The sequence below is a fragment of the Niabella drilacis genome, assembly GCF_900101395.1.
GTDB lineage: Bacteria > Bacteroidota > Bacteroidia > Chitinophagales > Chitinophagaceae > Niabella > Niabella drilacis.
The window spans coordinates 12707-39018 of sequence record NZ_FMZO01000005.1 but is presented as its reverse complement, the minus strand read 5'-3'; the positions used below and the strand labels follow the sequence as shown (position 1 = coordinate 39018).

The window sequence follows — 26312 nt, the reverse complement described above, 5'->3', positions numbered from 1 at the left end:
TATGAAATTAAAAATAACAATCGGCGATAAAACCGCTACGGCTATTTTGTACGATAATCCCACAAGCAGGGATTTTGCAGCAATGCTACCGCTTACCGTAAAACTGGACGATTATTCCAATACGGAAAAAATATTTTATCCGTCCTGCAAGCTATCTACCAAAGATGCTCCCGCGGGTTTCGACCCGTCCATTGGCGACATTACGTTGTATGCGCCCTGGGGAAACATCGCCCTGTTTTATAAAGATTTCGGCTACTCCAACGGCTTGATTTCGTTAGGTAAAATCACAAGTGGTATGGACGCCTTTACTGTTAAAGGTTCGGCTACTGTAAAATTTGAATTGGAAAAGTAATTAAACAATAAAAGAAAATGAAACAACTATCCATCATAGCAGTGATGCTTCTTATGCTGTTGGGACAGGCTTTCGCACAGGCGAAGCAAGAACAGCAAGCTAAAAAAGCGGCCACTATGAAAAAAATATCAGCGAAAGACTTTACCACGTTTGAGACCAGCGATAACATAGAACTATACAGTGTATCATTCCCCAATCAATACAATATGGATGTCGCCGGTCATTTGTTTATACCAAAAAGTTTTGACAGGAATCAGAAACACCCCGCCATTATTGTAGGACATCCAATGGGAGCAGTAAAGGAACAAAGTGCGGATGTTTATGCCTCCAATATGGCGGAACGTGGATTTATCACATTAGCTATTGATTTATCTTTCTGGGGAGAAAGTGCCGGTGAACCAAGGCAGGTGGTAGCGCCTGATATTTATGCTGAGGATTTTAGTGCGGCTGTTGATTTTCTGGGCACCCGTCCGTTCGCCGATAGAAACAGGATCGGCATTATTGGCGTATGTGGAAGTGGAAGCTTTGTCATCAGTGCTGCTAAGATTGACCCACGGATGAAAGCGATCGCTACAGTGAGCATGTATGATATGGGGGCGGCTAACCGCAATGCGCTGAATAAATCGCAAACACTGGAACAAAGGAAACAGCTCATTGCTGAAGCCGCCGAACAGCGTTACATAGAATTTGAAGGCGGCAAAACCCAATATACCAGTGGCACTTGCCACCGGGTAGAGGCAAACACAAATCCTATACAACGGGAGTTTTATGAATTCTACCGTACACCGAGAGGAGCATACACTCCCAAAAGCAGCTCGCGGGCGTTAACTACACATCCCACATTGAGCAGCAATACCAAGTTTATGAACTTCTATCCGTTCAACGACATTGAAACCATTTCACCACGTCCAATGCTTTTTATTACAGGAGATCAGGCTCATTCAAAAGAGTTCAGCGAGGATGCCTATGAGCGGGCGGCGCAACCTAAAGAATTGTTTTACGTGAAAAGAGCCGGGCATGTGGATTTGTATGACAAGACCGATTTAATTCCTTTCGACAAACTGGAAACCTTCTTTAAAACGCATTTGAAATAATATTTTATGATGAAAAGCTCATTAAGATTTATATGCGCAATGCTGTTTGTCGGCATAATAATTAATTTTACAGCATGCAATAACAATAAAAATCGAAATAATATGACAGTGCAAAATGAAATAGCACTTTTTCCCAAGGGTCAGCAGCTTCCCGCTGAATGGTTTAGCGGCGAGGCTTTCCTGACACCGTTGGTTGGAAAAGATAAAAACAACGAATTTTCTGCGGGGGCCGTAACTTTTGAACCGGGTGCCAGAACCAACTGGCATACGCATCCCAAAGGCCAGGTTTTAATTGTTACAGAAGGAACAGGATGGTACCAGGAAAAAGGCAAACCAGCTCAGCCGATCAAAAAAGGAGATGTTGTAAACATTCCTGAGAATGTGGAACACTGGCACGGAGCTACTGCAACCGAAAAAATGGTGCATATCGCTATTACTAACTATAAAGATGATGTACAGGTAACCTGGCTGCAACCGGTAACCGAAGAAGAATATAACGACGTTCACACTAAATAATATTAAAATCAAATTATGAATACTCATACGGTTAAAGCTTTCGGAACAGAAGCGCCTGAAGCGGATTTAAAACAAATGTCTATTGAACGCAGGGAGGCGACTGCAAAGGATGTGGAGATCGATGTCCTGTATTGTGGGGTATGCCATTCCGATATCCATACCGCCCGGAATGAATGGCCCGGTACCATTTATCCAAACGTACCTGGTCACGAAATTGTCGGCCGTATTACCAAAGTAGGCAGCAGCGTTACCAAATTTAAAGTGGGTGATTTAGCTGCCGTTGGCTGCATGGTAGACAGCTGCAGGGAATGTGAAAGCTGTAAGGAAGGACTGGAGCAGTATTGTGAAAATGGCATGACTGGCACCTATAATGCACCTGATAAACATTTGGGGATACAAACCTTTGGCGGATATTCCGAACGCGTGGTAGTAGATCAAGATTTTGTGTTACGCGTACCGGAAAACCTGGACCTGGCGGCAGCCGCTCCGCTGCTCTGCGCAGGCATTACCACGTACTCGCCGTTAAAGCACTGGAACGTTGGGCCGGGTAAAAAGGTAGGCATTGTTGGTATCGGCGGGCTGGGACATATGGGCGTAAAATTAGCCAAAGCAATGGGCGCTCATGTAGTAGTGATCACGACTTCCGCTTCAAAAACGGAAGATGCAAAACGTTTGGGAGCGGATGAAGTAATCCTTTCAAACGATGCAGAACAAATGAAGAACAACGCGGGAACATTGCATTTTATCCTGGATTGTGTATCTGCTCAACATGATATAAATGCCTATCTGAGTCTGCTGAAAAGAGACGGTCAGCTCACGCTTGTAGGAGCGCCGGAAGAGCCGCTTCCCGTTGCGCCCTTCAGCCTGATCCCGGGGCGCAAAAGTTTTTCAGGTTCCATGATCGGCGGTATTGCGGAAACACAGGAAATGCTGGATTTCTGCGGTAAGCACAATATTACTTCAGATATTGAATTGATCCCGATACAGGATATCAACAACGCATATGAACGCATGTTGAAAGGTGATGTCAAATACCGTTTTGTAATTGATATGGCTTCGTTGAAAAATAATAGTTAACCAGCATTTACTGCTATTCTGCACAATTTTTACGCCCCCCTTGTCTCGGAGCGTTTGAGCTAAAAATCTGAAAGATTTGTCATTGGAACTATCGGACATTTATATCCGGTTCCGTCAGATGCATGCGCGGAGTTAAACGATGTATCAGCCTATATATAAAAACTGTTGCAATTGACGATACTCAAAACCTGATTGTGCCTTATTTAAACCAATCCGGCATCCATACCGGGAGGTCCTTTACTTCCATTTTTGCTTCATCCGAAATAGGTATTTTTAATTTGTCAAAATAGCTGCCTAGATTTTTTCCCAGGGCTTTTGAAAACAATACAAAATACCGGTTCCGGCGATCGTCATTTTCTTTTTTCTTTAGATACGGTTTCAGGTTTTTATACTCTATGTTATAAATTTTCCGTAGCGAAGCATTCAGCTTTTGAATAGCTTGCCATCCAAATGTGTCAATGACAGGATAATATAGGGTGTGAAGCATCAGGAACGGATTAGTTTTCCATTTATCATAATCCGGATTCTTTATATATTCTTTTATTGAGCGCTCCACACTTTCCCTGGTATTATCTTCCCGGGATTGATAAATGCCCTTTTTGATTACTTTATTGTATGTATAGAGTGTGTATAAGTTTACACTAACCTCCGTTAACTCCACAAAATCCAGCCCATAAAACTGGTGCCGGTGCCCGATCTCATGCAATAATCCCCAGGAACCTGATTTTTTCATATAAGATTCATTTAGGAGTTGGCCAACACTCTCGTCATTAGGTATCATAATTCTTGAAGGAAGTGTGAACATATATCCCCATCTTATATCATTGTCAACAATGATCCGTTCAGGGTGCACCCGTTTTCTTGAAATCACTGCTAAATCAGCATTGGCATCCATAACCTCATCCCAAAACCGCATTAATTTTTCAGGATCGTTAAGTGCACGAATACTGTCGGATGGAACTGTCAGGATCAATTTGTCTGAGCATAATTCTGCCCAGGGAGCGGGACGATTCCGGATATGTTGAATCCAATCACTCCTGGAGGTTTTCCCTAACTGAAAATAAGGAGCCTCGATGGCATTGATGACAGTTGCTTCAAAGATGTTGCCTGCATCTGCAACAGGAATATTGAAATACAAAAGTCCTCCATAAAGCGAATAGATCGTTATGGTATCCTGATCCATCGCAAATATTTTTGTAAGGTTTTGCGGGTTTCTGCTATACCCACCAGCACCCGATACATCGTCCTCATGGGCGCCAATCTGAGCGGCAATATTACGCGCCGTATCATTTTTATTTTTCAGAACAATTTTTACAAGATCACCCGGCGCTACATACAATCCGGTACTATAGCGCCTTTTAGCAGTAATGGGAGGCTCTCTAAGCCCGCTCCAGGCATTGGAATACTTAATTTTGACCGGCCGGGTTACACGCAGCGCATTATCCGGAACAATACCCGGAAAATCGCTGTTGGTCGTAGCACGATACGTATGCTTCATTATTGAGGCCTCGTTGTCTCTTTGCAGACGTACCAAATACTTCAATAAGTTAGGCCAATTCGTTGCATCCAGCGGTTTCTTTAAAGATGCAGTATCGGAGTATTTATTGAGGGGATCATCTGTTATCCGGTAAAGATCATTGAGTGCTTTCGAGTTTTTGGGACCTGCAGAAAGTATTAGTTTCAAAATGTTCAATGGCACAAGTGCTTCGTCCTTTTGATAAAACAGTTCCTTATACCTGAAATTTTCAATATTAGAAATAATACTGTCAACAGTAAAATATTTCGGAATAGAAGAAGTAAACATTGTATCGCTGGCCGATTTGACGAAAATATGATGTGCCTTGTGGTACAACCCGGCTTTAGTCAACACCTCGTTCATCCTGGTGGTATCGGTAGCATATTTAGATTCTTCAAACAAATTCCATAAGGACGAAACATAAACTAATGTGCCCCCATCATAAACAAAGTTTGCAAGCCGTTGGATATACATACTATCCAGGGGTTCCCTGGTAATAAAAATAACTGGCAGGTTGTTAAACCGGTGCTGATCAAAAATGGTTGCTTTCACATCCATGTCTTTAGCTATGGATGCGATCCGGTCAAATTCCGACCCTTCGATTCCAATTTGCTTATTGTTATTTAAAGACCAGCCAATAATGTTCTTCCAAAGTTGACGAACATTTTCGTTCTGAATCAGTGGTTCCTTTAGATACCGATCACTTCCCACTACCAGGATTTTCCCTTTGCCGTAGCGCCCGGTGATTATTGAAGGCGCGTAAAGCTGCCGGCCGGAATGATAGTTCAGGTTGAAGTAAGCAATTGTCTGTGTTTGATAATTTATGGGATAAGTGGCCAGGAGATGAACAGAATCCGGAGGTAAGGGTATTTCTCTGACATTGGTCAGAATTATATCCTGATCCGATCTATCCTGGGAGCGGGCAACAATTGCTATACAGGTAAGACAAATCAGCGATAAAAATGTCTTAATAATGATCGCCCGCTTTTCGCAGGAATTATGAATAGCTACTACCGCTGGTAAATATTCCCCTGATAGAAAAGAAAAATCATCTTTTTTCATAGCCTGGACTTTATTATTTGGGTCAACATCAATTATCTGCAATATATAACTAAGTTAATAGTTTTTAAACTATTTTTTTAGTTATAATTAAATAAATGGATTTTGATTATATACCCAAAAACTAAAATCCCCTGGCAGCCGGTTTACGGGGAAGAGCACCCTCAAAACGAAACGCTCATCCGGAAAAGAAACTAAAACGAGGTAATGCGAACTCTATTGAGCAACGGATCCGGGCGATAAAAATAGTGCAGATCAGTTTTGATGGTCCTGTCAGGGTCATGAACAAATAGCCGGCCCGCCGGTCAGCGAAAACGGGCGGCTCCCTTTTTTGTTTGCACTGCCCTACGCATCAGGCCGGATATTTCTTTAACTTGTATCCTATGAAAAAGATCCTTTTATTTGGCGCCGGAAAATCTGCCACAGTGTTGATCCGCTATTTACTGGATCATGCCTCAACAGAGAACTGGACACTGACGATAGCGGATATCACTGCGGAGCCGGCCCTGAGTAAACTGAACGGACACCAAAGCGGCAAGGCTGTTGTAGCCGACCTAAACGACCTGCATGCCCGGGAACGACTGGTCAGGGATGCAGACCTTGTCATTTCCATGCTTCCTCCATCCTTTCATATATTGATTGCAAAGGATTGCCTGGAGTTTAAAAAGCATTTTCTAACAGCATCATATATTGATGAGGAATTACTCCTGTTAAAAGAGGCCATTGCAAAAAACAACCTGCTCTTCCTCTGCGAAACGGGGTTAGACCCGGGGATCGATCATATGAGCGCAATGCAGCTTCTGGAGAAGATCCGGGATGCAGGGGGCGTTGTATCCGGCTTCAGGTCTTATTGCGGAGGACTGATTGCACCGGAAGCAGATAACAATCCCTGGCACTATAAAATTAGCTGGAACCCCCGGAATATTGCCCTGGCAGGGTATGCCGGAGCTACTTTTCGAGAAAACGGGCAATTAAAAAACATCGCTTACGAACAGGTATTTGAGCACTGTCCATTGCTGGAAGTAGCTTCACAAGGTCAATGGGCGAGCTATCCTAACCGGAACTCCCTTACCTATGTACCGGTTTACAGCCTGGAAAATGCAACAACCGTCATCCGCAGCACTTTGCGTCATCCCGATTTTTGTATCGGCTGGAACTACATTGTAAAAGCTGGGCTTTCTTCAGTTTCGGACGCCGGACTGATCAACAGTTACCGCGGGCGCTCCATCGCTTCCTGGTTTATCGCCTGCCTGAATTTTTATACCCGGTCCCAAACTTTTGAAGATTTTCTGAACCGCTACGTTTCCAGGAAGGAGCAACAACTTGTAGACCTGCTATTCCGCTATTTGGGGCTATTGGGCACAGAACCCATCCCTGAGCATGCAGTCGTCTCTGCGGATATACTGCAATACCTGCTGGAAACAAAGCTGGCCCTTGCTGCAAACGACCGGGATATGATCATCATGGTTCATGAAATTGAATATACCATACGGGGGCAACAAAAAAAATCAGTCAGCACCCTGGTTGTAAAAGGCGACGATGCCCTGCATACCGCCATGGCGAAAACCGTGGGCCTCCCATTGGGCATTGCAGCCCGGCTGCTATTAGATGGCAGCATCAGCGCAACCGGCTTACAGATCCCCGTTACAAAAACATTCTATCAACCCATCCTGGAAGAGCTGGCACAGAACGGGATCCGGTTTTATGAAACGGAACAGGGAGCGTCCTCATAAACCGGCCACAGATCTGAAAACAAAATGGCCTTCACAAATGAAGACCATTGACCATAAATATACTGAAGATCATTTTGAAGCAGCACCACCTTTCGTTACTAAAATGCAGTCTGTCCCTGCATTTTATATACTCCTATGACGCCACACCTGCCATCAGCTGATCCATAAGCGTTTCGTGATGTTTACTTATGGGCACTACCGGTAGCCGCATGGTATTTTTGCAATAACCCATTTTACTCAGCACATACTTTACACCGGAAGGGTTCCCCTCTTTAAACATAGCATCCACCATGTCCAGGTACTTCAGGTGCAGGGGAAGTGCCTGTTCAAATTTTCCGGCCAGGCAAAAACGTACCATCTCCGCATACTCCCGGGGATAAGCATTGGCGATCACTGAGATCAGTCCCTTAGCGCCACAGGCAATCATTGGAAGTGTCATAGCATCATCTCCGCTGATCACCATAAAATCATCCGGCTTCCCTTTCATGATCTGGTTCACCTGCTCAAGACTCCCCGAAGCTTCTTTTGTTGCAAAAATATTTTTACAATCATGTGCGATACGCAATGTTGTTTCTGCCGAAACGCTCATCCCTGTGCGGCCGGGTACATTGTACATGATGATCGGCAAAGGGGCCGCATCACTCAATGCTTTATAGTGCTGGTAAATCCCCTCCTGCCGGGGCTTATTATAGTAGGGAGATACCGAAAGGATCGCATCAAACCCATCCAGTTTCATATTTCCAAAAGCATCGATCACTTCATATGTATCATTGCCACCCACGCCGGCAACAAGCGGTACCCTGCCCGCGGTTATCTTTTTTACAAAATCAAATACTTCCTGTTCTTCCTCCCTTGTCTGGGTAGCGCTCTCCCCGGTAGTACCTACAGCAACCAGGTACTCTACCTTATTTTCAATCCAAAAATGGATCAGGTTTTCAAAACCTGCCCAATCGATGGAACGATCTTCATTAAACGGAGTAACGATAGCGATTCCTGTTCCTGTAAATTTTTGCTGTAATGACATTTATTTGACGTTAGATTTTATATATAGCTATTAAATTTTAGACGCGAGGCGACAGATTTCAGGCTGGGGGTAAAATTTCAGACTTAGCCTTAGATTGATGGTTCCCTGCTGACTATTTATATTCCTCCCAGAACCCCATCTTTGAAAACTTATCGATCCGTTCATTGATGCGCTGCTGCGGCTCTTTGGGAGTCAGTTCTTTCAGCGCTTTCACCAGTTGTTGTTTCAGATTGCGGGCAGCCGTAGCATAGTCCCAATGTGCACCACCATCCGGTTCAGGAACGATGCCATCAATGAGACCAAACTCATTCATTTTAGAAGAAGTCAGTTTCAGTTGTTCTGCCGCCTTCACTTTATAATCCCAGCTGCGCCAAAGGATAGTGGAACAGTTTTCCGGAGAAATAACCGTATACCAGGTATTCTCCATCATAAAAACACGGTCACCTACGCCAATCCCCAGGGCCCCTCCACTTGCTCCTTCACCAATAATAACGCAGATCACCGATACCTTCAGGCGCATCATTTCATAAATATTCCGGGCGATAGCTTCACCCTGTCCCCGCTCCTCCGCTTCCAGACCGGGAAAGGCGCCGGGAGTATCAATAAGCGTGATTACCGGTTTGTTAAATTTTTCTGCCAGCTTCATCAGCCGTAATGCTTTACGATAGCCTTCCGGATTGGCCATTCCAAAATTACGCAGCTGGCGTTTTTTCGTATTAGAACCTTTTTGTTGCCCGATGATCATAACGGTTTGACCTTCAAGAGTAGCAAACCCACCTACCATAGCTTTGTCATCCTTGATATTACGGTCGCCATAAAGCTCCACATAATTTTCGGTCATCAGCTCAATGTATTTATGGGTATAAGGGCGATCCGGATGCCGGCTTAGCTGAACACGCTGCCAATCAGTAAGATTGCGGGTAATACTCTTACGCGTTTCTGCCACTTTCTGCTCTAATTGAGCAACCTGGTCGGAGAGATCGATCTTTGTCTTCTCCGTACGTTCTTTTGTTAATTCGATCTCATCCAAAAGGTCCTTAATCGGCTTCTCAAAATCTAAAAATTGTCTAACCTGGTCTTGTGGCATAATTTTTTCTTCTTAATACGCGTCGAAATTAAGAATTTCTACAGGATAACCGGAAATTTTAGCCAAAAACATTCCCGGCGTTTTTTGACATTTTGTTAATATGTATGTGTAAAATGATATAAATAAAACATTTCGTTTCTTAAACTTGCAATGTTATCTTTGCAAACTATTCAGTGCTCGAAACCTCGAAACATTTATGAAAATACTCGAAAAGGCCCTCTTTAAAACACAGGGAGGAGTGTGTACATTATTCTCTGTTCTCATCGTATTTGCAGTAACATCCTGTAGTACGAATAGGAATCTTGTGTACTTTAGTAATTTACCACCAGGTGGAGATACGGCTCAGATTGTGAACAAAATGAGCGCAAGAATTGAAAAGGGAGATATCCTGGGCATCACCATTACCACCCTCAGCCCGGAGTATAACCAGCTCTTCAATTCCGGCGCTCCCCCCCAGGCCCTGGTAAGTCCGCAGGGAAGTACCACAGCAAACCCCATAACTACCTACAATAACAATAGTTTTGATGCAGCCCGCAGCGGCTTCCTGGTAGACGAAAATGGCCAGGTAAACCTGCCGGTTCTTGGAAAAACAGAGGTGGCAGGACTCACCCGCAAGGAAGCTCAGGATAAGATAACCGGTGAAGTGGCAAAAACAGCCAAGACCCCGATCGTCAATATTAAGTTCCTGAATTACAAGGTCACTGTCATTGGGGAGGTAGCTCACCCCGGCTCTTTTACGGTTCCCGACGAACGCGTAAACTTACTGGAAGCCCTGGGTATGGCCGGGGATCTGACCCCCTACGCCATCCGGGAGAATGTTCTGGTGATCCGTGAAAAAGAAGGCACAAGGACTATGCAGCGGATCAACCTGGCTGATAAAAATATTTTCAATTCCCCCTATTTTTACCTGCAGCAGAACGACGTGGTATATGTGCAGCCCGAAAACAACCTCAAGGCCAAGCAGGCTGATGCAAGTAATTACCGCTGGGTCCCTATAGCTACAGCAGGGATCTCGGCCATCGCAGTGATCCTGGCCTCTCTGCTCCGTTAATAATGGAGGTGCGTACCTAAAAAGTGCGCTGCATTTGCAATTTTTATGATTAACCATTTACTCCTTCTAAATGAACGAAGAATCCGTAGTATCCGTTGAACAACCGAAAGAGCTTAATTTACGGGCAGAGATCACCCGGTACACCCGCAATTGGTATTGGTTTGCCCTTGGGGTGCTTATATGTCTGATACTCGCCTTTTTCTATTTACGATATACAACCCCTGTTTACCAGACAACAGCAGAGTTGTTGGTAAAAGACGATAAAAAAGGCGGCGGAGGCGCTGCAGATGCCATGCAGATGTTCCAGGACCTGGACATCTTTAATACCACCAAGAGTGTTGATAATGAAGTGCGCGTTCTAAAGAGTAAAAGCCTGTTGCAACGGGCCCTGCGCCAATTACCCGATCTGCAGCCTACCCAATTCGTACAGGGCAATATACGCACCTCCGAAGGTTATGGAAAAAGCAGCCCGTTCATCATACAGATCGATACGCTCTATGAAGATTCGCTCTTAAAAAAAGATGTTGGAAATTATTCGGTCTCAGTAAATAAGAACCGCTCCGAATTCGTGCTAACACATGACGACGGAAAATCGCAAACGTTCCGGTTCGGACAAAAGATACAAATGCCTTTTGGAACGTTTAGCATTGCACCGAACCCTAAATACCGGTTTTCGGATGATAAGATCCTTATTCGCTTCAATAACATTAAGGAATATGCCGCCGCCTATGCTAAAAATATGTCCATTGACGTAAGTGACCAGCAGACCAGCACGATCATTATAACAGTTAAGGACCCCGTTTCACAAAAAGCCATTGATATCATTAACAAACTCATTGAGGTTTATAACCAGGATGCCGTTGATGACAAAAATATTGTTTCCCGCAATACCGTGGCGTTTATTGACGACCGTTTGCGGACATTGGTCGGTGAGCTCTCCGGGGTGGAAAAAAAGGTATCGGACTTTAAGGAGAAGAACCAGATCACCGATGTCACTTCTGATATCAGCCAGTATATGACCCAAACCCAGGGACTGTATCAGAAACTGGAGGATGCAAAACTCCAGGCGTCTATCCTTAATTCTTTACAGGCCTACATTGGTAAACCAGGCAATGAGCATTCCCTTGTACCCACCTCGTTAGGCATCCAGGACCCCACTCTTAATGGCCTTATCGAAAACTTCAACAGCCTCCAGCTTAAACGTCAGCAAACATTGACCACGGTAGAACCGGGGAATATACTGGTACAGAATATTGACAACAGTATCGGCGCTGTTCGTAAAAGCATTTCAGAAAATATCCGTAACCTGCAAAAAGGGGTATCTGTTACAAAAGGATTGATCAATCAGGACTATGGTCAGTTCCAGTCAAAGATCAAAACGGTTCCCGCTGTCGAGCGTCAATTATTGGAGATCCAGCGCGAACAAGGCATTAAACAAACCATTTACCAGTACCTGTTACAAAAGAAAGAAGAATCCCTGATTTCACTGGCAGCGACGGTGTCCAATTCCCGTATTATTGATGATACCGCCTCGGGCAGAACTCCCATCTCGCCGAAGAAAAGCATTATTTACTTAGGAGCTTTACTATTGGGGCTCCTTATTCCATTTATTATAATGTATCTCGCGGACCTGCTAAACGATAAAGTAAGACTTCAAAAAGATATTCTTTCACGCACCAATATCCCCATTTTGGGTGAGATCATGCATGCAAAATCCGACGAAGAGTTAGTAGTAAAAGAAAACACACGCACTCCTATTTCAGAAATGTTCCGCCTGATCCGAAGCAACCTCAAATTTGCCACTTCAGGAGAGGACGACAAAGTTATTTTAACCACATCCAGTATGAGTGGAGAAGGAAAGACCTTTTTCTGTACCAATCTGGGAGCGAGCCTGGTCCTGAGCGGTAAGAAGGTCATTCTGCTGGAATTTGACCTGCGTAAGCCCAAATTATTAAAGGGCTTAGGTATAAGCTCCTCCAGAGGCATCTCAAACTTCGTAATTGATCGCAGTCTGAAGCCGTCGGATCTGGTACAACCCATACCGGAGCTGAAAGGGATGTATGTCATTGGGTCCGGCCCCCTCCCTCCAAACCCTTCCGAGCTTCTGTTAAGCGAACGGATTGCAGAACTCTTTGATTTCCTGAGACAGCAATATGATCATATCATTGTCGATTGCCCACCAATAGGCCAGGTATCAGATGCATTTACGCTGGGTAGTTTTGCCAATATCAGCGCCTATGTAGTACGCTACAACTATACATTTAAAGAACAACTGAACATCGTACAGGACATTTACAGCAATAAAAAACTCAATCATCTGATGATCGTTTTAAATGATGCTCAACCTAAGAACTCCTATGGATATGGGTATGGATATGGGTACGGATATGGATATGGGAGCGACACAAAAGCAAAAAAAGGCCTTGCGAACAGGATCAGGAACTTCTTTAAAAGATAGCATACAATAATAGAACCTCCAGATGAGCAAAAAGCAAATTTTAATTACGGGAGGCGCCGGGTTTATCGGCTCTAACCTTACAGAATATTTTTTGAACAAAGACTATGCTGTGCGGGTGCTGGACAATTTTTCTACCGGCCATCGGCATAACCTTGCCCCCTTTTTTAGTAATTCGGATTTTGAGTTAGTGGAAGGCGATATTCGCAACCTGAGCACCTGTCAACAGGCAGTGGAAGGATGCCATTACGTACTGCACCAGGCAGCCCTGGGTTCAGTTCCGCGATCAATCAAAGATCCGATCACAACCAATGAGGTCAATATCTCCGGGTTTCTAAATATGATGGTAGCTTCCCGGGATGCAGATGTACAACGTTTTATATACGCAGCCAGTTCTTCAACATATGGCGATTCAACAGCACTTCCCAAAGTAGAGGATAAAATCGGCAAACCGCTTTCACCTTATGCAATTACCAAATATGTAAATGAACTTCATGCAGATATTTTTAGCCGGACCTATGGGCTGCAAACGATCGGTCTGCGCTATTTTAATGTATTTGGAAGACGGCAGGACCCCAATGGGGTTTATGCAGCGGTGATCCCGCTTTTTGTAAAAAAACTCATGAACCACGAAAGCCCGGTCATTAATGGAACAGGTGATTATTCCCGTGACTTTACCTACATCGATAATGTACTACAGATGAATGAACGATCCATGGTTACAAAAGACCTGGATGCTATCAATACCGTGTACAATACTGCTGTGGGAGACAGGACCACCCTCAAACAGTTGGTGACGCTTTTAAAAGAATACTTATCGGAATATGACCCGTCCATCAGCCAAATAACAGTCATCTACGGTCCGGAGCGACCAGGAGACATACCCCACTCGCAAGCCAGTATTGAAAAAGCAAAGAAGTTATTAGATTATGTGCCCTCCCATGCTTTTGCCCATGGACTAAAAACAGCGGTAGATTGGTACTGGAACAACCTAAAATAAGTTTTTATTATGCCCCCGAAAAAAATTGCAGTTATTGGACTTGGTTATGTTGGACTCCCACTTGCTCGTTTGTTCGCTTCACAATATCCGGTTGTAGGATTCGATATTAATAAACAGCGCGTACAGGAATTAAATAGCGGACTCGATCATACACTGGAAGTAGAAACGGAGATACTGAAATCTGTATTGAAAAAAAATGCGTCCTTTGACTGCGCCGGGCTTTATTGCAGCGCAGACCTGAACGATATCGAAGAAGCAACCGTTTATATCGTAACCGTTCCTACCCCTGTGGATAAAAACAACCGACCCGATCTTACGCCGCTATATAAAGCTAGTGAAACCGTAGGTAGGGTGCTAAAAAAGGGAGATATCGTCATTTATGAATCAACCGTATATCCCGGTGTAACAGAAGAGGAATGTGTACCGGTTTTAGAGAAAGCATCAGGATTAAAATTCAATCTGGACTTTTATGCCGGCTACTCTCCGGAACGCATTAATCCCGGTGACAAAGAACATACCGTTGAAAAAATCCTTAAAGTCACCTCCGGTTCTACACCCGAAATCGGCAAGGTTGTAGACGATCTATACAAGTCTGTTATCGCAGCTGGTACACATTTAGCGCCTTCCATCAAAATAGCTGAAGCCGCCAAGGTAATTGAGAACTCTCAGCGGGACATCAATATCGCCTTTGTAAATGAATTAGCCAAGATTTTTAACCGTATGGGGATCAAGACACAGGATGTACTTGCAGCAGCAGGCACCAAGTGGAACTTTCTCCCCTTTAAACCGGGGCTGGTAGGTGGACACTGTATCGGTGTAGATCCTTATTACCTCGCTCAACGGGCCCAGGAATTTGGCTATCACCCGGAGATTATTCTGGCAGGCAGAAGGTTAAACGACAGCATGGGAGCATATATCGCTCATGAAGTGATCAAACTGATGGTAAAAAAAGACATCCCGGTGAAAGACGCAAACATTCTGGTACTGGGTATTACGTTTAAGGAAAACTGTCCGGATGTGCGAAATACCAGAGTTGTTGATATCCTGAACACATTAAAAGAATACAACACACATATTACAATCTATGATCCCTGGGCGAACCCTGCTGAAGTAATGCACGAATATGGTTGGAAATCCGGGAACAAACTAATTGAGGATAAAAAGTATGATAGTGTGATTTTAGCAGTAGCACATGTCGAATTCACAGGCATCAACTTATCTGCACTACTAAATGAAAGAAATGTAATTTATGATGTAAAAGGCGTTCTAAAAGATTTAGCCGATGGTCAGCTTTAAAAAGCGAATACTTTCAACGACATGACTTATTTAAAAAAAAATATCAGACTACCCTTAATTGTCATAAGTCTTTTTGTTTTTATAATTGGCTTCTTCATAAAACTGAATATCCCAACCAGCAGCGCATATAAAAACATCTACTTTTTACCTATTGCCTTCGCTTTTTTTCTCTATGGCATTGTTGGCTTTTATGCAAAGCTGAAGAACTATTTTGTCTTTTGGATACTTACTACCCAGCAGATCTTACGATATGTTATAGCCCCCCTTTTGCTGGTTATAGAGGGAAAGTCGCGGTATGGGAACAATACGAGCAATGCAGACTATGCAATAACAATGATGCTAATCGAGCTACTCGCTATGTTCTTTGCTTACAAACTAATAAAGCAAAAAAAAAGCAATATAGCCCGTATACATTTTTTAAAAATCAACTTTATCAACGTTGCATTACTCGGCACATTCGTGGCCCTTTTATTGTCCGACAATAATTTCATAAACAAGTTAAATTTCGTTTGGAACATCAATGCATATATAAAGGAGCGTTCCGCAGGCGAAATCGAAAAAACGTCGCCCTTGCTAACTATCACCTTCCCGATCATACGAGCGTATATTATTTTATTTATTTTCTCCCTTATTCACAAGCTTCGCGTCCGGCCAGGGTTCAAAGTTGCCCTATCCTTCTTTATTATCCTGCTGAATGCCACGCTCATAATTGGTGTTAGCCGGTTCAGCATTATTTATGCATCCTTTCCATTGGTTCTGCTGATGATCTTTTTGTACCCCAATTACAAAAGAAAGGTAATTTTAACGTCTTCGATCTTCTTTCTTGCAACACTGTTAATAGCATCCATTGGCAAATTCAGCAGGAATAATAAAACGGCCGAAGTTAATACATTCTTCTCTTTCTATCAGATCAATGCTTATTTTTCAGGTGTGGCCAACTATGCGATCGGATACGACAGCTATGAAAAGAGCAATGTCACAGACCTGGCAGATCACTTTTATTACCTCTCCTCCGATCTTACGCAGAACATACCCGTGATCTCGGCTTTATCAAGCGACCAATATAAATCAAATATAAAATTCAACAACGAGATCTACGGATCCTTTATGACCCGGGACCAGATCGTTCCGATATCCATAGCAGGACTCTACCATTTTGGATTTTATCTTTTCTTTATACACATGTTCCTGATCAGTCTGCTGGCTTTTAAATTTGAGAACAAAGCATACACAGCCAAAGATGTACTCCTGTTCTTTGTTTATATTATCCTTGCCGTTGGCTGTAGCACCTGGATGATGATCAATATTGGCTCCCTTTCCGCCACACTTTTTGTTTACTCAATATTCTATATCCCTCTTTTCAATTTTACCAACCGTTTGAACAGAATACAAAGAACCTAAGCCTTTTTTAACATTTTATCATCTCAACCATATAACAACCCATAAATCATAACAAATAATATTCAATATAAAATAACATCTAAAATTAAGGCCTGTACAAAATGATCGTAATAATTCTAACAGCCCCCTAAACAAGAAGGCAAAAATAATAATATGAAAAGGAGCGTTACTCATGACCCAGGTATTTAAGCGTTTATTTAATAGCACCGACAAACGAGTTCTTTTGGAGAACTTTTTATCGCTCTCGGCCCTGCAGTTATTCAGTATGGTATTACCACTACTAACATTGCCCTACCTGTTGCGTGTTATCGGCTTTGACCACTACGGTACAATTGTATGGGCCTCCTCCCTTATCGCTTACTTTCAAACACTTACGGATTATAGCTTTAGAGTAACCGCCACAAGAGATGTGGCCATACATAAGCATAATCAAAAACAATTAAACCTTATTTATTCCAAAGTAATAACGACGAAAACCCTGTTCCTGATTATATCGACCATCGCCCTCATAGCCATCATTAACCTGTATACTCCTTTCTATAAGGAAAGAGCTGTCTTTTACCTCACAATTCCGCTTCTTCTGGGATATGCCTTGTTTCCCGAGTGGTTCTTCCAGGGTATTGAGAACATGAAATACATAACCTATCTAAACTTAAGTATTAAGATCTTCTTTACACTGGGCATATTCATTTTTATACGACAAAAAGCAGATTACTGGATGTACCCGTTATTTCAAAGCTGTGGGTACATAGGAGCTGGAATTGCAGGTCAGTATATACTGATGAGAAAGTATAAAATTAAATTTTACCTGCTTCCCCGCCGGATAATAGGTCAAACTTTAAAGCAGAATTTCCCTATTTTTGTTAACCAGTTTGTTCCCAATCTGTACAATAATACCAGTGTATTCTTCCTGGGTATATTAACTACGAACGCTACCATCGGCGTTTACAATGCGATAAATACAATTGTAAATTTAGGGGTCACCCTTATAGAGATCTTCTCAAGAGTATTTTTCCCCTTCCTAAACAGGAATAAAAACGCATTTAGCAAATACAAAAATATAACGCTTGGGCTCGCAGCTGCAATTATACTTTTCTTTCTACTTGGGAATAAAGTAATTTTCTGGGCGCTGCATATCCAAGATCCCGATGCATTCTTTGTATTATTTATATTATCATTGGGGCTAATGGGATACACTCTATATAACATATATGGCGTCAACTTCTTTATCATTCACCGAAAAGACAAGCTCGTGATGTGGAACACGATGATCGCATCTGGTATTGGTCTGATATTGGCATATCCCTTAATAAAAGGTTGGGGGATTTTTGGAGCAGCCATAAATCTCTCCTTTTGCAGACTATTAATGGGTGGGGGACTTTTAAAAAAATATTTTGCTTATGACCGGGTTCGTTAAAAAAAATATTAAATTTCTAAAGAAAAAAGCGATATGGTTTTATATTAAATACCGGCATGCGCCAGTTCTTGGAAAGGGTGTGATATTTAATGGAAAGCCAATCATTTACAAAATCCCCGGCGGACATATAAAGATTGGCGATCACACGCTCATAAATTCTTCCAATAAGGTTTACCATGCAAATATGTTTACACGATCCAAGATAATCGTGGACAGACTTAATGGAACAATTGAAATTGGCAGCAATTGCAGAATACATGGCACATGCATCCATGCATTCAAAAAAATTCGAATTGGTAATAACTGTTTAATAGCAGCAAATACACAAATACTTGACGCCAATGGACATGCGTTGTGTTACGATAATCCGGCCGCGCGTTTAACAACCAGTGACGAAGGAAAAGAAATAATCATAGAAGACAATGTGTGGATTGGCCTGGGATGCATTATTCTGGGAGGTTCGCATATTGGGGAGGGAAGTATTATTTCTGCCGGATCGGTGGTAAAAGGCCCGGTTGAAAAGAATGCAATCTACTCAGGCAATCCGGCCGTTCTAATAAAAAAATTCTAAATATAATGGTAGCAATAGTTGACACAAAAGGTAGATTTTCTGATCGGTGGATCGAGTACTGTAAGAGCAGAAATATTGCATACAAGATAGTGAATCCCTATGCAAACAATATCATTGAAGAGCTCAGCGAATGCACCATTTTCCTATGGCATTGGCACCATGCAGACTATAAAGATCAATTATTTGCCCGCCAGCTCCTTTACGCTCTTGAGCAAAAAGAGATATCCGTATTCCCCGATTTCAAAACAATGTGGCATTTTGATGACAAGCTGGGGCAAAAGTATTTGCTGGAAAGTATCGACGCTCCCCTGGTCAAGTCGTATATCTTTTATAGCAAAGAAGAAGCTGTTCAATGGACAACGGCGACACGTTTCCCTGTTGTTTTCAAATTAAGAGGGGGCGCAGGCTCTATAAATGTCAAACTGGTTCACAATAAATACCAGGCGCTGGGACTGATTAGGAAAGCGTTTGGCAAAGGATTTCCCCTGTATAATCAAACAGCTATTTTTAATGACACGGTTTCGCAATTTAAAAAGGCGAAAACAGTAAAAAATATCCTGCGCATGTTAAAATGGGGTGGTTATGTTTTATTCCCCCCAAAGTCATACAGACTCTTTCCTAAACAAAAGGGATATGTATATTTTCAGGAGTTCATTCCCAACAACACTTTCGACATCAGAATCATAGTTATCGATAAAAAAGCATTCGCCATTAAACGACATACCCGAAAAGGAGATTTTAGGGCATCGGGAAGCGGAAGCATCAGTTACGCGGCTAAAGACATTGACATACGATGTGTTCAAATTGGATTGGAGGCAGCAAAAAAACTACATACGCAATGCGTTGCTTATGATTTTGTATTCAACGAACAAAATGAGCCTTTAATCGTAGAAATAAGCTACGGGTTTACGATGGAAGCATACGATAGTTGCGAAGGTTTCTGGGATCGTCATTTGAACTGGCACCCGGGAAGGTTTAACCCACAGGCATGGATCATTGAAGCATTGTTGAAAAAAAACAAACCACTCAATGAGCCGGTCTCTGAAAACAGGCCTTCACAGACACAGGATTTGTAATATAATTTCGGTATACTCTAATCAAAAAATCAACAATATGAAAAAGCGTTTTATTGTAGTTTTAATGATATTGATCTGCACAAATATTCTGCATAGTCAATCTTACAAATACAAGCTGGTTGAGGATGCAACAATACAAACGAATGGAATTTTCAATGATTGGGGGGCTTCGTACAAAACGCAGGCCTACCCGGTCATTAATATCCTTCCCAAAAACTATTCCCAAAACGGGAACGTTGATTATACAACCTACCTACAAAAAGCGGTCGACAATAACTCAGTGGTACTGCTGCCCGACTTCCCTATTCTCATCAATGACATCGGGATCAATTTGAACACCAATTCCACGATAATCTTTCAAAAAAATTCAAAACTAATTCTGGCCCCCACCAGCAAGACCCGTTATAGCATATTAAAGGCAAATGGGGTAAATAATGTAAAGATACTAGGGGCCAACATTGAAGGCGATCGATTAAAGCATTTAGGAACTGAGGGCGAATGGGGGTATGGTATTGAGATCAAAAGCTCGAGCAACGTCCTGATCCAGGGCGGAATAATCAAAAACTGCTGGGGCGATGGAATTTGTATAGGCCGGTCAACCGCGGCGCTCAGCAGGAATATCACCATAAAGAATTGCCTGATTGACAACAACCGGAGAAACGCATTAACGATCGGATCCGGCGACGCAGTCTCAGTGCAGAATTCCATATTTGCAAATTCGAACGGCACCTTCCCGATGGCGGGCATAGATCTGGAGCCGGATAATTCAAACGATGATTTAAAGAATATCAATATATCAAACGTCACAACATTTAATAACGCCCAGGATGGAATAATTATCTCTCCGGACAATCTACGCTCAAAAGATAATACAAACGGCAAAACACTCAGCATTACGATTCAAAATCATGTCGACAAATTCTCCAGAGTAGGCCTAAGCCTGCTATTAGCAAAGGAAAAGAATCTCGGGGGTCCTATAAACGGGAATATCGATATCATCAATCCAAAATGGATTTACAGCAGGGCCGCTGCCTTCAAAAATTATGTAGCAACAAAAAACAACATTAAAATAAATATAAAGAACCCGGCTATCAGGACTGAAGGAAACGGAAGTCTCTTTAAAAACAATCTGGGGGTCAATAAAATGCTTAAAGAGGCCTCTATTAATCCGTTAATTAATATACAATGAAGATTTTCTTTCTTGAAACTGTTCAAGATTATGGTGGAGCAAGGATAAGCACTGTTGAATTAGCCGAACGGTTACATCACCAGCATGAAGTACGAATGGTGGACTTTGATGGGAGTTGCGCCCCCTTTCTGGATGCTGTAAACCAGAAACAACTCAAAATATCCATACTATCAAAAAGAGAAAAGCCTTTTCTGATCCGTGCGCATAAATCCAGGGTAAAAAACCTGTTTAATTTTGCAGGCTACCTTTTCTACTGGAAACGCTTACGAAATGCATTAAAGGCCCTGCTAGTTCAATATGATCCGGATATAATTGTACTAAACAATGCCAAAACGCTCTCCGTTTTATTCGGGCTAAAAAAACGTGCAAAAGTGATCTATTTTGCTAGAGGATGGTTCATCCCACGATTTATTCCCAGATTTAATAAATACATTACTCAAAAAACGGTAGATCAGTACATCTGTGTTTCTGAAGCCACCAGACATGCATTATACGCCGGTGGAATGGCCAGCCTGAAGGACCTTTTTGTTGTTCACAATGCTATCAATGTAAACAAGTTTAGTAATATTGATCCCCTTCCGATAAAAAAAGAGAGCGACGAAATCATTATAATGCATTCGGGAGGTTTCCTGGAGAGTAAGGGGCAGCTCATCTCGTTGGAAATTGCATCAAAATTAAAAACCCTGGGTCTAAAATTCAAACTGATTTTAGCAGGTCTTGTTTATAAAGAAAAAATCTCATCAGAATTTCTTAATACCCTGAAGTTAAAAATACAAAAATCAGATCTTCAGGATCACGTCCAGCTTATCATAAACAACCACAATATCATTCCATTGATTAAGTCAATCGATGTATTGATCCATCCCTCAGCTACCGAAGGGCTACCACGTGTGGTAATGGAGGCCATGGCGTTGAGAAAAGTGGTCATTGCAAATGCTGTAGGAGGAGTAACGGATTATTTATTACACAATTTCACAGGTTTTATAACAAACTTTAACGATTCGGATGACTATGTCAAATACATTGTACAAGTCACCGACAAAAGTGAATATGAAAGAATTTCTCAAAACTCCTATTCGCTGATAACATCCTCTTTTACAGAAGAACAGCAGGTATCACAATTTGAAGCAGTCTTTACCAAATTATATCATAGCAGGTCATGAAATCTATAACAATCTTTACACCAACTTATAACCGGGCAAATTGCCTGCATAAGTTATATAATAGCCTGTGCCAGCAAAGTTGTAACGATTTTCATTGGCTGATTGTCGACGACGGATCCTCTGACAACACTGATGAGATTGTAAACACATGGATAACTGAGGGAAAAATCAGTATCGAATATCATTACCAGGAGAATAAAGGGAAGTTAGCGGCGCAAATACTGGCATGTGATTTTATAAATACCGAATTGTTTCTATGCATAGATTCTGACGATTTTATACCTGATGACGCGATCTCAAAAATCAAAAATTTCTGGGCCAAAAACGGGGATCCCAACGCCTCCGGGATTATCGGACTGGACGCATATACAGATGGGCAAGTTTCCGGCACCATGCTACCTGAAATCAAAGAATGTACTTATTCTGAATTAATCGACAAATATAAAGTCAGAGGTGATAAAAAATACATTTTCAATACACGGGTCTTTAAATCATACCTGCCGTATCCCTATTTCCCGGACGAGAAGTTTCATGAAATCAGCGCCATCTTCTTTTTAATAGATCAAAAACATAAGTTCTTACTATCGAACGAGGTGTATTGCATCATTGAATATCTGGATGGAGGCCTTACAAATGGTATATTTCATCGCTACAAAAACAGCCCAAAGTCATTTTCCAGCTACAGAAGCTTAAAAATGAAATATGCGGTTAATTATAAATCGAAATTCAAGAATGCAATCCACTATGTGTCATCCTCAATCTTTGCGAGAAACAAAAATTACCTCTCAGAATCGCCGAAAAAGATAACAACCATATTGGCAACTCCATTTGGGATTTTATTGTACCTGTACATCAATCGAAAAACAAGGAACCAGAAAACAAGAATAAAAAACGGAAAATTAAAATAATGAAAGCAATTATTGTCCCGGGAGTAACGGATCTGAACAAAGGAGATCAGGCCCTCGTCTGGGAGAGCTACAGGATCGTTAGCGATACCCATCTCTTTGACAAAATATATATCCTTTCTAATGGCGACACCCCTTTTGAAGAGCAACAATTGTGCGCCCAAACTGTCGAAAAGGGGTTCGAACTTATTCCTAATATCATTCCCCATCCGCGCCGCGGCAAACATCTGCAGGACAAAGTCATTAATGAAGGCAGGCTGGATCTTGTAAAACAAGTGGCCACTGCTATGTGGGACTACTTTACGAGAAGCGTTATTTTAAAGTTCGCGCCTCAAAAAGCCCTCCTGAAACGCTTCTTTGGGCAAAAGGTTATTGAAACGCTGAAAGTCTTTAACGATGCAGACACCATATTTGTAAAAGGCGGAGGGTTTATTCACGCACACGGAGAAAAGACAGCTCCGTATGTTATATGGTATCTGTTATTCTATGTAAATCTTGCCAAGCGCCTTAAGAAAAAGGTAGTTTTCCTGCCTAATTCCTATGGCCCCTTTGAAGGTGTAACCGTAAAAAAGCAGGTCACCAACGCCTTCAAAAAAATGGAACTAAAATTAGCAAGAGAGCATATTTCTGCTGCAGCCCTGGGCAATCTTCTTAAGGAAGAGATACAAGTATTGCCGGATCTGGGATTTTACTTAAAGGCAAAAGACAAATCTTTTGGCGCTTCCTTATTACAGAACTATAAAACAGATGCTTCTCAAAAAAAAGTGGGAATCACCATACGGCCCTGGCGGTTCCCCGGCCTTACGAATGTAGACGCCCTGTACGAAAAATACATCAATTCCGTGCATGCATTAATCGTTTATTTAAACGGAGCGGGATACCAGGTATTATTCTTTAATCAATCTATGGGACCTAATATGCATGAAGATGACAGGAATGCAATCCGATACCTGATAACCAAACTGGAACACGAAAACTTTTTATGGATAGATGAAAATTTCACCTGCGAGGAATTGAAATCAATCTATTCCAATCTGGACTTCTTTATCGGAACAAGGTTCCATTCGGTCATCTTTTCCATGACAGCCGGAGTACCGTCCCTTGCAATTGCATATGGCGGCAATAAGGGCCAGGGAATCATGCAGGATTTCAACCTGTCTGACTACGTTGTTCATATCAACGACGTCACTCCCGAGATCTTAACGTCAAAATTTAAAGACCTGGAGCTTCATGAAGAAAAAGTAAGGCAGATTCTTGAAGAAAAGACCCAACAGCTGGAGACGAAAAGAAATGCCACCATTAATTTGATTAAGAAAAAATTAAATAGCTAATGAAGGTACTACAGGTTGTTTCTGTTGCTTTTTCGCTCAGATATTTTATCGGCGATCAGTTTGAATACTTCGCCCAAAGGGGCGTTTCGTATTCCGTTGCCTGCTCGCCTTCAGAACAACTTTCACAATATGCAGAAGAAATGAAATTCAAGGCGGTTCCAATAAACATCAACCGTTCGATATCTCCGTTACAGGATGTTGCTTCGATATTCAAATTATACTCACTAATCAAAAGAGAGCAGTTCGATGTCGTAATTGCACATTCCCCAAAAGGGGGCTTAATCGGAATGATGGCGGCCTTAATGGCTCGGACTCCGAAAAGGATTTTCTTTCGCCATGGGCTGGTTTTTGAAACAACATCCGGGTTCAAACGAAAGCTGTTGATCTTTATCGAAAAAATAACCGGAGCTTGCGCCAACAATGTCGTAAATGTTAGCCCGTCAATTGCAGAAAAGTCAGTTCGATTAAAACTGAACAGCCCGTCAAAAAACCTGCTGCTCGCCAGGGGAACCTGCAACGGGGTCAACGTTTCTAAATACAAAAGGAATCCGGCCCTGCCAAGGTCCTCCAGGGCGATTATTGGCTTTATCGGACGTCTGTGCAGAGACAAAGGTATTGTGGAACTGGTTGAAGCATGGAAACTACTGCTCCCTGAATTTCAAAATATCGAATTGCTCCTTGTGGGCCCTTATGATGAGCGTGACACACTTCCTGAAGAAACAGTCCAATTCATTCAATCATGCTCCTCAATAACTCAGGTTGGCGAGGTAGCACAGACCATTAGCTTCTATGATCAAATGGATATTTTTGTACTTCCATCCTATCGGGAAGGATTTCCTACAGTTGTGCTGGAGGCCTCATCCATGGAGCTCCCTGTTATTACAACCCGCAATACAGGTTGCATAGATTCCATTATAGAAAACAGCACGGGGTTATTTACAGATTTAACGCCCCAGGATATTGCGGAGAATATAAAGCGCTACTTAACAAATGAGCCCCTTCGAAGAATACATGGAAAAAATGGACGGGAATTTGTTACAGAGAATTTCTCCGAAGAAATAATATATAAAGAGATCGAAACGAAAATACTTAAATGAAAATAATCGTTACAGGAGCATCAGGATTCATTGGTCAGAACATCATGGAGCATCTGGCTGGAAGCTTCCAGATAGAAAGTGTTTCTTTAAGAAAAAGCGACTGGCAGCATTCCTTCCAGGGGGCATTTACGGTTATTAACCTAGTAGGGAAAGCGCATAATCATAAAGGAGTAGCTACTAAAAATGATTACTTTTACGCAAATCTCGAGCTTACAAAACAAATTTTTCAATGCTTTATAACTTCATCTGCTACTCTTATGATCCACGTCAGTTCTCTTGCTGCATTGGAAGAATTCGAATCAACGATACCTTTGACTGAAGAAAACAGCTGTGCTCCCGACTCCTGGTATGGAAAATCAAAAAGAGCCGCTGAAATATGGCTGCTGGACCAGCCCCTTCCAGAGAACAAGAAGCTGATCATTTTACGGCCACCAATGGTTCATGGGCCTGGTGATAAAGGGAACCTTGGACTTTTATACAACCTGATTTCAAAAGGAATTCCCTACCCTCTTGCCGCATTTAATAACCTTCGCTCATTTATTTCAATTGATAATTTCGGCTTTCTTATTAAACAGATCATCAGTCATCAGGAAATCGTCCCCACTGGAATCTATCACATAACAGACGATGAAGCTGTTTCAACAAATGACCTGATTGAAATAATTCGCGCTCAAACCGGCAAAAAAGGGATCACGCTTTCACTTCCAAAAGCTTTTGTAAAACTGGTTGCAAAGACAGGCGACCTCATTCCCCTGCCACTAAATACCAATCGGCTAAAAAAATTGACTGGCACTCTTCTTGTATCAAATAAAAAAATCAAAAGCGTATTAAAAATTGAGAAACTACCCATAACTGCCAGAGAAGGATTAGTAAACACAATTAAGAGCTTTCAAAAAAAGTAA

At 42.1% G+C, this 26312-nt stretch carries 22 protein-coding genes; 19 read left to right on the top strand and 3 right to left on the bottom strand.

Annotated elements, in window-relative coordinates; all coding sequences use genetic code 11:
• Position 1: 1 nt before the first annotated feature.
• From BLS44_RS10495 to BLS44_RS10480, 4 genes are all read left to right on the top strand, one after another.
• Complete coding sequence (locus tag BLS44_RS10495) at positions 2-352, top strand: cyclophilin-like fold protein (RefSeq protein ID WP_090390291.1); 351 nt, start codon at positions 2-4, stop codon at positions 350-352.
• Positions 353-369: 17 nt separating this feature from the next.
• Positions 370-1446: an alpha/beta hydrolase gene (locus BLS44_RS10490; protein ID WP_218127728.1), complete on the top strand. Its 1077-nt coding sequence runs from the start codon at positions 370-372 to the stop codon at positions 1444-1446.
• 102 nt (positions 1447-1548) lie between these two features.
• Positions 1549-1962: a (R)-mandelonitrile lyase gene (locus tag BLS44_RS10485; protein ID WP_090390289.1), complete on the top strand. Its 414-nt coding sequence runs from the start codon at positions 1549-1551 to the stop codon at positions 1960-1962.
• A 15-nt stretch (positions 1963-1977) separates the two neighbouring features.
• Complete coding sequence (locus tag BLS44_RS10480) at positions 1978-3039, top strand: NAD(P)-dependent alcohol dehydrogenase (protein WP_090390042.1); 1062 nt, start codon at positions 1978-1980, stop codon at positions 3037-3039.
• Between the two features lie 199 nt (positions 3040-3238).
• On the opposite strand, the gene BLS44_RS10475 is transcribed toward BLS44_RS10480, so the two are convergent.
• The gene (locus tag BLS44_RS10475) at positions 3239-5617 is read right to left on the bottom strand and encodes a M60 family metallopeptidase (protein ID WP_090390041.1); all 2379 of its coding nucleotides are present in this window, start codon (positions 5615-5617) and stop codon (positions 3239-3241) included.
• 380 nt (positions 5618-5997) lie between these two features.
• Here BLS44_RS10475 and BLS44_RS10470 point away from each other — a divergent pair, with 380 nt between their 5' ends.
• Positions 5998-7347, top strand: a complete 1350-nt coding sequence (locus tag BLS44_RS10470; RefSeq protein WP_090390040.1) for a saccharopine dehydrogenase C-terminal domain-containing protein — start codon at positions 5998-6000, stop codon at positions 7345-7347.
• Between the two features lie 133 nt (positions 7348-7480).
• Here the strand turns inward: BLS44_RS10470 and dapA are convergent, their stop codons facing one another.
• Together dapA and BLS44_RS10460 are read right to left on the bottom strand one after the other, a co-directional pair.
• Positions 7481-8371 carry a 4-hydroxy-tetrahydrodipicolinate synthase gene (gene dapA / locus BLS44_RS10465; protein WP_090390039.1) on the bottom strand — a complete coding sequence of 297 codons (891 nt, stop codon included), beginning with the start codon at positions 8369-8371 and terminating at the stop codon, positions 7481-7483.
• A 112-nt stretch (positions 8372-8483) separates the two neighbouring features.
• Positions 8484-9458 carry an acetyl-CoA carboxylase carboxyltransferase subunit alpha gene (locus BLS44_RS10460; protein ID WP_090390038.1) on the bottom strand — a complete coding sequence of 325 codons (975 nt, stop codon included), beginning with the start codon at positions 9456-9458 and terminating at the stop codon, positions 8484-8486.
• Positions 9459-9654: 196 nt separating this feature from the next.
• Between BLS44_RS10460 and BLS44_RS10455 the strand changes: the two genes are divergently transcribed.
• The 14 genes from BLS44_RS10455 to BLS44_RS10390 all read left to right on the top strand — a co-directional run bounded on the left by BLS44_RS10455 (position 9655) and on the right by BLS44_RS10390 (position 26312).
• Positions 9655-10509, top strand: a complete 855-nt coding sequence (locus BLS44_RS10455; protein ID WP_090390037.1) for a polysaccharide biosynthesis/export family protein — start codon at positions 9655-9657, stop codon at positions 10507-10509.
• A 70-nt stretch (positions 10510-10579) separates the two neighbouring features.
• Entirely contained in the window at positions 10580-12967 is a 2388-nt protein-coding gene (locus BLS44_RS10450) for a GumC family protein (protein WP_090390036.1), read from the top strand.
• A 22-nt stretch (positions 12968-12989) separates the two neighbouring features.
• A complete protein-coding gene (locus tag BLS44_RS10445; protein ID WP_090390035.1) occupies positions 12990-13964 on the top strand; it encodes an SDR family oxidoreductase in 975 nt (324 codons plus the stop codon).
• A gap of 9 nt (positions 13965-13973) precedes the next feature.
• A complete protein-coding gene (locus BLS44_RS10440; RefSeq protein ID WP_090390034.1) occupies positions 13974-15260 on the top strand; it encodes a nucleotide sugar dehydrogenase in 1287 nt (428 codons plus the stop codon).
• A gap of 21 nt (positions 15261-15281) precedes the next feature.
• Complete coding sequence (locus BLS44_RS10435) at positions 15282-16661, top strand: O-antigen polymerase (RefSeq protein ID WP_090390033.1); 1380 nt, start codon at positions 15282-15284, stop codon at positions 16659-16661.
• A 223-nt stretch (positions 16662-16884) separates the two neighbouring features.
• Entirely contained in the window at positions 16885-18078 is a 1194-nt protein-coding gene (locus BLS44_RS10430) for an oligosaccharide flippase family protein (RefSeq protein WP_218127727.1), read from the top strand.
• Entirely contained in the window at positions 18062-18649 is a 588-nt protein-coding gene (locus BLS44_RS10425; RefSeq protein WP_090390031.1) for an acyltransferase, read from the top strand. Before BLS44_RS10430 ends, BLS44_RS10425 begins: the two co-directional genes overlap by 17 nt.
• Before the next feature lie 5 nt (positions 18650-18654).
• Entirely contained in the window at positions 18655-19725 is a 1071-nt protein-coding gene (locus tag BLS44_RS10420; protein ID WP_090390030.1) for an ATP-grasp domain-containing protein, read from the top strand.
• A 37-nt stretch (positions 19726-19762) separates the two neighbouring features.
• The gene (locus tag BLS44_RS10415; protein WP_176954372.1) at positions 19763-20914 is read left to right on the top strand and encodes a right-handed parallel beta-helix repeat-containing protein; all 1152 of its coding nucleotides are present in this window, start codon (positions 19763-19765) and stop codon (positions 20912-20914) included.
• Positions 20911-22077, top strand: a complete 1167-nt coding sequence (locus BLS44_RS10410) for a glycosyltransferase family 4 protein (RefSeq protein WP_090390028.1) — start codon at positions 20911-20913, stop codon at positions 22075-22077. The genes BLS44_RS10415 and BLS44_RS10410 overlap by 4 nt, the downstream gene beginning before the upstream one ends.
• Positions 22074-22985, top strand: a complete 912-nt coding sequence (locus BLS44_RS10405) for a glycosyltransferase family 2 protein (RefSeq protein ID WP_090390027.1) — start codon at positions 22074-22076, stop codon at positions 22983-22985. The genes BLS44_RS10410 and BLS44_RS10405 overlap by 4 nt, the downstream gene beginning before the upstream one ends.
• Complete coding sequence (locus BLS44_RS10400) at positions 22985-24313, top strand: polysaccharide pyruvyl transferase family protein (protein WP_090390026.1); 1329 nt, start codon at positions 22985-22987, stop codon at positions 24311-24313. The genes BLS44_RS10405 and BLS44_RS10400 overlap by 1 nt, the downstream gene beginning before the upstream one ends.
• Positions 24313-25410 carry a glycosyltransferase family 4 protein gene (locus BLS44_RS10395; RefSeq protein ID WP_090390025.1) on the top strand — a complete coding sequence of 366 codons (1098 nt, stop codon included), beginning with the start codon at positions 24313-24315 and terminating at the stop codon, positions 25408-25410. Before BLS44_RS10400 ends, BLS44_RS10395 begins: the two co-directional genes overlap by 1 nt.
• On the top strand, positions 25407-26312 hold the full coding sequence (locus tag BLS44_RS10390; RefSeq protein WP_090390024.1) for an NAD-dependent epimerase/dehydratase family protein: 906 nt from the start codon (positions 25407-25409) through the stop codon (positions 26310-26312). The genes BLS44_RS10395 and BLS44_RS10390 overlap by 4 nt, the downstream gene beginning before the upstream one ends.

Coding starts and splice junctions, on each gene's coding strand:
- BLS44_RS10495 (WP_090390291.1), top strand. CDS start 2: ATGAAATTAAAAATAACAATCGGCGATAAAACCGCTACGGCTATTTTG.
- BLS44_RS10490 (WP_218127728.1), top strand. CDS start 370: ATGAAACAACTATCCATCATAGCAGTGATGCTTCTTATGCTGTTGGGA.
- BLS44_RS10485 (WP_090390289.1), top strand. CDS start 1,549: ATGACAGTGCAAAATGAAATAGCACTTTTTCCCAAGGGTCAGCAGCTT.
- BLS44_RS10480 (WP_090390042.1), top strand. CDS start 1,978: ATGAATACTCATACGGTTAAAGCTTTCGGAACAGAAGCGCCTGAAGCG.
- BLS44_RS10475 (WP_090390041.1), bottom strand. CDS start 5,617: ATGAAAAAAGATGATTTTTCTTTTCTATCAGGGGAATATTTACCAGCG.
- BLS44_RS10470 (WP_090390040.1), top strand. CDS start 5,998: ATGAAAAAGATCCTTTTATTTGGCGCCGGAAAATCTGCCACAGTGTTG.
- dapA (WP_090390039.1), bottom strand. CDS start 8,371: ATGTCATTACAGCAAAAATTTACAGGAACAGGAATCGCTATCGTTACT.
- BLS44_RS10460 (WP_090390038.1), bottom strand. CDS start 9,458: ATGCCACAAGACCAGGTTAGACAATTTTTAGATTTTGAGAAGCCGATT.
- BLS44_RS10455 (WP_090390037.1), top strand. CDS start 9,655: ATGAAAATACTCGAAAAGGCCCTCTTTAAAACACAGGGAGGAGTGTGT.
- BLS44_RS10450 (WP_090390036.1), top strand. CDS start 10,580: ATGAACGAAGAATCCGTAGTATCCGTTGAACAACCGAAAGAGCTTAAT.
- BLS44_RS10445 (WP_090390035.1), top strand. CDS start 12,990: ATGAGCAAAAAGCAAATTTTAATTACGGGAGGCGCCGGGTTTATCGGC.
- BLS44_RS10440 (WP_090390034.1), top strand. CDS start 13,974: ATGCCCCCGAAAAAAATTGCAGTTATTGGACTTGGTTATGTTGGACTC.
- BLS44_RS10435 (WP_090390033.1), top strand. CDS start 15,282: ATGACTTATTTAAAAAAAAATATCAGACTACCCTTAATTGTCATAAGT.
- BLS44_RS10425 (WP_090390031.1), top strand. CDS start 18,062: ATGACCGGGTTCGTTAAAAAAAATATTAAATTTCTAAAGAAAAAAGCG.
- BLS44_RS10420 (WP_090390030.1), top strand. CDS start 18,655: ATGGTAGCAATAGTTGACACAAAAGGTAGATTTTCTGATCGGTGGATC.
- BLS44_RS10415 (WP_176954372.1), top strand. CDS start 19,763: ATGAAAAAGCGTTTTATTGTAGTTTTAATGATATTGATCTGCACAAAT.
- BLS44_RS10410 (WP_090390028.1), top strand. CDS start 20,911: ATGAAGATTTTCTTTCTTGAAACTGTTCAAGATTATGGTGGAGCAAGG.
- BLS44_RS10405 (WP_090390027.1), top strand. CDS start 22,074: ATGAAATCTATAACAATCTTTACACCAACTTATAACCGGGCAAATTGC.
- BLS44_RS10400 (WP_090390026.1), top strand. CDS start 22,985: ATGAAAGCAATTATTGTCCCGGGAGTAACGGATCTGAACAAAGGAGAT.
- BLS44_RS10395 (WP_090390025.1), top strand. CDS start 24,313: ATGAAGGTACTACAGGTTGTTTCTGTTGCTTTTTCGCTCAGATATTTT.
- BLS44_RS10390 (WP_090390024.1), top strand. CDS start 25,407: ATGAAAATAATCGTTACAGGAGCATCAGGATTCATTGGTCAGAACATC.